Source organism: Martinezella paranaensis, from assembly GCF_014200235.1.
Taxonomy (GTDB): Bacteria; Pseudomonadota; Alphaproteobacteria; order Rhizobiales; family Rhizobiaceae; genus Rhizobium; species Rhizobium paranaense.
The window spans coordinates 22,376-29,285 of the sequence record NZ_JACHBI010000027.1; the positions used below are offsets into that span (position 1 = coordinate 22,376).

The 6,910-nt window shown below is 58.9% G+C and carries 3 protein-coding genes; 2 read left to right on the top strand and 1 reads right to left on the bottom strand.

What is annotated here, in order from left to right:
• The first annotated feature begins 139 nt into the window (after positions 1-139).
• Positions 140-6,100, top strand: a complete 5,961-nt coding sequence (locus GGD50_RS31600; RefSeq protein WP_183941121.1) for a PAS domain S-box protein — start codon at positions 140-142, stop codon at positions 6,098-6,100.
• Between the two features lie 48 nt (positions 6,101-6,148).
• Positions 6,149-6,775, top strand: coding sequence for a response regulator transcription factor (locus GGD50_RS31605; protein ID WP_183941123.1), 627 nt, complete (start codon positions 6,149-6,151; stop codon positions 6,773-6,775).
• A 28-nt stretch (positions 6,776-6,803) separates the two neighbouring features.
• Here the strand turns inward: GGD50_RS31605 and GGD50_RS33620 are convergent.
• A partial coding sequence (locus tag GGD50_RS33620; RefSeq protein ID WP_183941125.1) for an ISAzo13-like element transposase-related protein occupies positions 6,804-6,910 on the bottom strand: 107 nt, incomplete at its 5' end.

A 6,910-nucleotide genomic window follows, 5' to 3' on the forward strand; every position in this document is an offset into this window, starting at 1 on the left:
ATCACCGAGACAAGTGATCAGCCATGCTAAGTACCTGAATTGCGCCATTGACACAGAAGGGAAGTCAGTCAAGCCTTATTAGAACTGCGATGCCCGTGACAAGAACGATGCGGGCAGCATTGAGCCGAGCGGTGTGGTGATGGACGACACGGTCCAAGACATCGGAAAGAGGAGCTTCAGAAGGAGCGCCAGCAGACAGGAAGCTGCTGCCGCCTTCGTCCACCAGAAGATTCCCACAAGTCCTCGAGAAGATGGGCTGCAAGGCGCCTGGAATGACGGCGATCGCATCTTCACGAGGGAAATATACCACGATGACTATGGCGCATCACGGGCCGTTTTGGTCGTGCGGCTTATAGCCGAGCACCCCGCTCGCGCCAGCCTCGACAGGCTGGCGCACGAATATGGTCTCAGAAGCGAACTCGAGCGTACATGGGCAGCGATGCCACTCAACCTCATCACGCAGAATGGCCACAGCGCTCTTCTCCTGGAAGATAGTGGCGCCGCGCCGCTCCGTCAGCTGATCGGACTGCGTAGACATGGCATGGCTGCCGAGCTCCCCATCTTCTTGCGTCTTGCCATCGGTATCGCCGCAGCAGTTGGCAAGGCTCACGAACGCGGCCTCATTCATAGAGACATCAAGCCGTCGAATATTCTGGCAAACACGGCAGACGGAAAGGTTTGGCTGACGGGATTTGGTGTGGCATCGCGTATTTCTCGGGAACGTCAGGCCCCCGACCCTCCTGAGATCATTGCCGGCAGCCTCGCATACATGGCGCCCGAACAGACTGGCCGTATAAACCGATCAGTCGACTCCCGTAGTGACCTCTATGCCGTGGGCATCACGCTGTACGAAATGCTCACCGGCAAGCTGCCGTTCACGGCTTCGGATCCCATGGAGTGGGTACACTGCCATATTGCCAAGCGACCAGTGTCACCTTCGGAGAGAATAAAGAAACTACCGCGCGGCATTTCGGCAATCGTGATGAAGCTGATTTCCAAGAACGCCGAAGAACGCTACCAGACGGCGGCCGGGCTGGAAGCGGATCTCCGCCGCGCACTTATCGAGAACGAGAGGAGTGGGCGGATCGAAGAATTTCCTCTCGGGACGCACGATCTGCAGGACCGGCTTCTAGTTCCCGAGCGGCCCTATGGTCGTGAGCTTGAAGTCGCTGTCCTTCTTGCCGCGTGCGACCGGGTTGTTGCAGGCGGCGGACCGACGCTAGTGTTGGTTTCGGGCCATGCCGGAGTTGGCAAATCCACCGTGGTGAACGAGCTTCACCGAGCGCTTGTGCCGCCACGAGGGCTGTTTGCCTCCGGCAAATTCGACCAGAACCAGCGGGACGTTCCCTATGCAAGCCTAGCGCAGGCCCTGCAGAGCCTCGTCCGGGCTCTGTTGGCTAAGAGCGAAGCCGAACTCGCGCCCTGGCGCATTGGTCTGACCAAGGCTTTGGGCGCGAGCGGTCGACTTATGGTGACGCTCGTCCCGGAACTCGAAGCCCTCCTCGGTCCACAGCCCCCAGTCGCGGATTTATCGCCGCAAGACGCCCGGCGGCGATTCCAATTGGTTATCAGGCGACTGGTGCGAGTGTTCGCCAAAGCTGAGCATCCACTAACGCTGTTTCTAGACGATCTCCAATGGCTGGACGCCGCAACACTCGACCTAATAGAGGATCTGTGCACCCAGCGAGATTTTCGTCATCTGCTGCTCATCGGGGCTTATCGCGACAACGAGGTCACGCCAGCCCACCCGCTGATCCAGCGGCTTGCCGCAATCCGACAGGCCGGCGTCCAAGTGCACGAAATTGCATTGGGGGCCCTCAAGCTTGTGGATCTGACGCGGATGCTCGCCGACGCTCTTCATTGCGGGAGCAACCGTGTCCAGCCGCTTGCGCGGCTGGTTCACAAGAAGAGCGCGGGAAATCCGTTCTTTGCGCTTCAGTTTCTAAGTACGCTGCCGGACGAAGGATTGCTTGAGTTCGATCGCGGGCAGGCACGCTGGGATTGGGACCTTAAGCGCATAGGAGCCAAAGCTTATACCGATAACGTTGCCGATCTCATGCTGGGCAAGCTGCAGCGACTGCCCAATACGACACAGGCTGCCTTGAGCATGCTGGCGTGCCTTGGCAATCGAGCGACAGTTGGGACCTTGATCCTGATGAGGAGCGAAAATGAAGAAGCGGTTCATGCGGTATTATGGGCTGCGGTGCGAGCCGGGTTGGTGCTACGTCAACAGGGGGAATATCGCTTTCTGCATGACCGGGTTCAGGAGGCCGCGTACGGGCTAATTCCCGAAAGCGAGCGTGCGACGGTGCACCTTTCCATTGGCCGCCTTCTGCTAGTGCATACGCCACCGAACGCACTCGAGGAGCACATTTTCGAGATCGTCGGTCAGCTAAATCGTGGCGACACCTTTATCATGTCGGGCAAAGAGCGCGAGCGCCTCGCCGAGCTGAACTTGATTGCCGCTCGCCGTGCCAAGACGTCCGCGGCGTACGAATCGGTGCTGGTCTATGCCAGCGCGGGTGCGGTTTGCTTGCAGGACGATGAGTGGGAGCGCCGGTACGAACTCGCTTTCGCCCTCGAGCTGCACAGGGCTGAATGCGAATTCCTCACCGGGGCGACGGCTCAGGCGCAGGCACGCCTTGCAGAACTGGCAAGCCGTGCCGTCAGCCTCACCGATCTGGCACGCGTCACACGGCTGCGCGTGGACCTGTTCATGAGCCTTGGACGGAGCGATCAGGCTATCCTGTTCGGTCTTGATTACCTGCACCGTGTCGGCATCGGCTGGTCGGCGCACCCCACCAGGAGCCAGGTGCGGCAAGAATACGCGCGGCTGTGGCGGCAGCTCGGGGGCAGGCCCATCGAAGCGCTACTTAACTCGCCCACGATGACAGACCCGGTCGCATTCGCGACCATGGATGTTTTGACCTCGCTCGTCACTCCAGCCTTGTTTACTGATGAGAATCTGCGCTGCCTCGTTATCGGGCGAATGGGAAACGTCAGCCTCAAGTATGGCAACAGTGACACGTCGCCCTATGCCTACACCGCGGTAGGCACGGTGCTGGGACCTTATTTTAACAATTACGAAGCAGGTTTCAGGTTCGGTCTGCTGGGGCTGGACTTGGCGGACCAGCCTGGTATGGACCGCCTGAAGGCGCGGGTCTATCTAGCCTTCGGTAACCTTGCGAAATCTTCGCCACGGCACGCGCGGACGGGCCGTCCGCTTGCGCAACGCGTATTTGAAACGGCACAGCAGGTCGGAGATCTCACCTACGCCGTCTTAAGCCGGAACAACCTCGTGACCTATCTTCTCGGCGCGGGCGAACCCCTCTCCGAAGTTCAACGGGATGCGGAAGCAGGTCTGGACTTCGCGCGCCAGGCCGGGTTCGGTGTCGTCGTCGGCTTCATTTCCGGACAGCTCCAGCTCATTCGAACGCTCCGTGGGCTGACGCCGGTGTTTGGGCACTTTGACGACAAGGAATTCGATGAGCAGCAATACGAAAGGCAGACCGACGGCAAGCCGGGCAGTTGCCTTTACTGGATCCGCAAATTGCAGGCACGCGCTCTCGCCGGTGATTATGTGACCGCGCTTTCGGCAGCGGCGAAAGCAGAGGGCCTCCTCTGGATGACCCCTGCCATGTTCGAGCGGGCGGAATACCACTTTTACGCGGGGCTCGCGTTGGCTGCGTCTTGTAGCAAAGGATCGGCTACTGAAAGCTCTGAGTATCTCAAGAAATTGCGTGCTCATCGCCGTGAGCTCGACAAATGGGCCGAGCACTGCCCAGAGATCTTTGCAAGCCGCGCAGCGTTGCTGGGCGCGGAAAACGCGCGCTTGAGCAACCGGGTTCTCGATGCCGAGCGCCTCTATGAACAGGCTATCCAATTAGCCCACGCCCACGTGCTCCCTCACGACGAGGCGATCGCCTATGAGCGCGCCTCCGCCTTCTACCGCTTGCGCGGTTTCGATAAGATTGCTCGTCTCTACCTGCAAAACGCTCGTAACCGCTACCTGCGTTGGGGCGCGGACGGCAAGGTGCGGCAGCTCGACGAACTTTCCCCGCAGCTACGGGAAGACCAACCAGCATCCGTTGCCACGAGCACAATCGAAGCGCCGGTCGAACACCTCGACTTGGCGACCGTAATCAAGGTGTCGCAAGCTGTCTCCAGCGAAATCGTCATCGAAAAGCTGATCGATGCAGTACTGCGATTGGCCGTCGAGCAGGCGGGTGCCGAGCGCGGCTTACTCATCCTGTGGCATGGCGACGAGCCGAGGATTGTGGCGGAAGCAACGACACGTGGTGAAGCGGTCCTCATGGAGCTACGCGATGAGACTGCCGTCGGTACGATGCCAGAATCGGTTCTCAACTACGTCCTGCGGACCCGGGAAGTTGTAAGTCTCGACGATGCGTCAGCCGAAAACGCCTTTGCGGCCGATCCCTACATTCGTCATCACGCGGCCAGATCTATTCTTTGTTTACCGCTGATCAATCATGCGAAGCTGATCGGTGCGTTGTATCTGGAAAATGCTTTGGCCGGCGGTGTCTTTTCACCGGGGCGCACGACGGTGCTGAAGCTCATCGCGTCACAAGCGGCCAGCACGCTCGAGATTACCCGTCTGTATCGCGACCTTAAAGAACGCGAGGCGCGGATCGGCCGTTTAGTCGAAGCCAACATCATTGGGATTTTCATTCGCGATATGAGCGGCCGAATTATTGAGGCGAACGAGGCATTTCTTCGGATCGTGGGCTACAGCCGCGATGAACTCTTCGCGGATCGACTGCTTGAGGCAGATCTGACACCGCCGGAATGGCGTGAGCGTGACGCGGAGGCCGACTCCGAGTTGAAAGTGACCGGCAGCGTCCAGCCGTTTGAGAAAGAATACCAGCGAAAGGATGGTCACCACATGCCCGTGATGATTGGGCAGGCAAGCTTTGAGGGCAGCGGGAACCAGGCTGTGGCCTTCGTGCTCGATTTGTCCGCGCGCAAAAATGCGGAGGAGAGGCTGCGCGCGAGCGAGTCTCGCTTCCGAACCTTCGTCGATCACGCGACCGACGCGTTTTTCCTGCATGCCGACGATTTGATCATTGTAGATGTCAACCGCCAGGCCTGTGAGAGCCTCGGCTACAGTCGCGAAGAACTGATCGGAATGCATCCAAACGATTTTGATGCGGGTCTCGATGCGGCGGCGGTAATGAAGTTGATGGATCGGGTGGACACCGGACAGACGGCGACTTTCGAGACGTTCCATCGGCGCAAGGACGGTACGGTATTTCCGGTCGAAGTTCGCGCCGGCAGATTCCAGCAAGGAGAGCAGTGGTTTCGACTTTCACTGGCCCGTGACATCACCGGCCGCAAGCATGCAGAGAACGCTCTTCAACTTGCGCAGGCAGAGCTTGCCCATGCGAGCAGGTTGACCACAATGGGAGAACTCGCAGCCTCGATCGCCCACGAGGTCAGGCAGCCGCTCACCGGGCTGGTGGGCAGCGGCAATGCCTGCCTTCGGTATCTTGACGCGGATCCACGTGATATCGTCTCCGCCCGTCGCGCAGTCGAACGCATGATCAGCGATGCTTTCCGCGCCTCCGAGGTCATTGACCGGATCCGTGCGATGGCAAAGAAATCGCCCCAACACCGGGATCGACTAAGCATCAACGATATCGTTTCCGAGACCATTGCGCTCGTGTCCACGGATCTCCGACGAAGTGCGATATCGCTGCGCACCACGCTGTCGGACAGCCTGCCCTCCTTGATGGGAGACCAGGTCCAAATTCAGCAGGTGATCCTAAATCTCATCATGAACGCCAAGGACTCCATGACAGCGGTCCCCAGCGGATCCCGCGAGCTCGTCATAAGCACCGAACAAGCGGCACCGGATATGGTTTTGGTGGCGGTCCACGACAGCGGCCCACCAATCGACGCGACTAAGATCGACAAGATGTTCGAGGCATTCTACAGCACCAAACCCAATGGTATGGGCCTGGGCTTAGCGATCAGTCATTCCATCATAGAGGCTCACAACGGCCGGCTCTGGGCCGTTCCGAATGAACCTAGCGGCGCAATCTTTCAGTTTACATTGCCAAACGAGGAGAAAGCGCAGTAATGATTGGCGTCCGGGACCGCCGCCTGACCGGCGCGAAATGGGACGCATATGAAAGAGATTGTCTATATCATCGATGATGACGCATCCGTCCGCGAGGGTCTCGGTGATCTCCTGCGTTCAGTTGGACTTGGCGTGCAGACGTTCGCGTCCAGCCAAGAGTTTTTGGACAGCAAGCGCCCCGACGCTCCGGGTTGCATCATTCTCGATGTCAGGCTACCGGGGCGGAGCGGCCTGGAATTTCAGAGCATGCTGAACAATTTGGGAAACCAACTTCCGGTCGTTTTCATCAGTGCCCACAGCGACATTCCGATCTCCGTGCGGGCGATGAAATCCGGCGCTATCGATTTCCTGACGAAGCCTCTGCGTGAGCAAGAACTGCTTGATGCCACATATGCCGGGATCGAGCGCGATTGCGCTCGGCGGCGGGAGGCCGAGCTCATTGCCAAACTTCGGTGCCGCTATGATTCTTTGACGCCACGCGAGCGCGAGATCATGAACTTGGTGGTCGCGGGCAGCATGAACAAGCAAATCGCTGCTGCCGCGGGCCTGAGCGAGGTGACCGTAAAGGTTCATCGCGGCCACGTCATGCAAAAGATGGGGGCGAGATCGCTCGTCGATCTAGTTCGAATGGCGGACAGCCTTGGGCTGACGACAAAGCCGGCTCCGACCAAATAACGTTAAGCCTTTAGGCATCGTTGATAAATTATCGCACCGATGGTGGGATGATTGGGCTGATTGTGTAGTTCCAATCGCCATGGAATTGATGACGGTTGATGTTGATCGCATCCATCTCGGCATCGCTGACCTTGA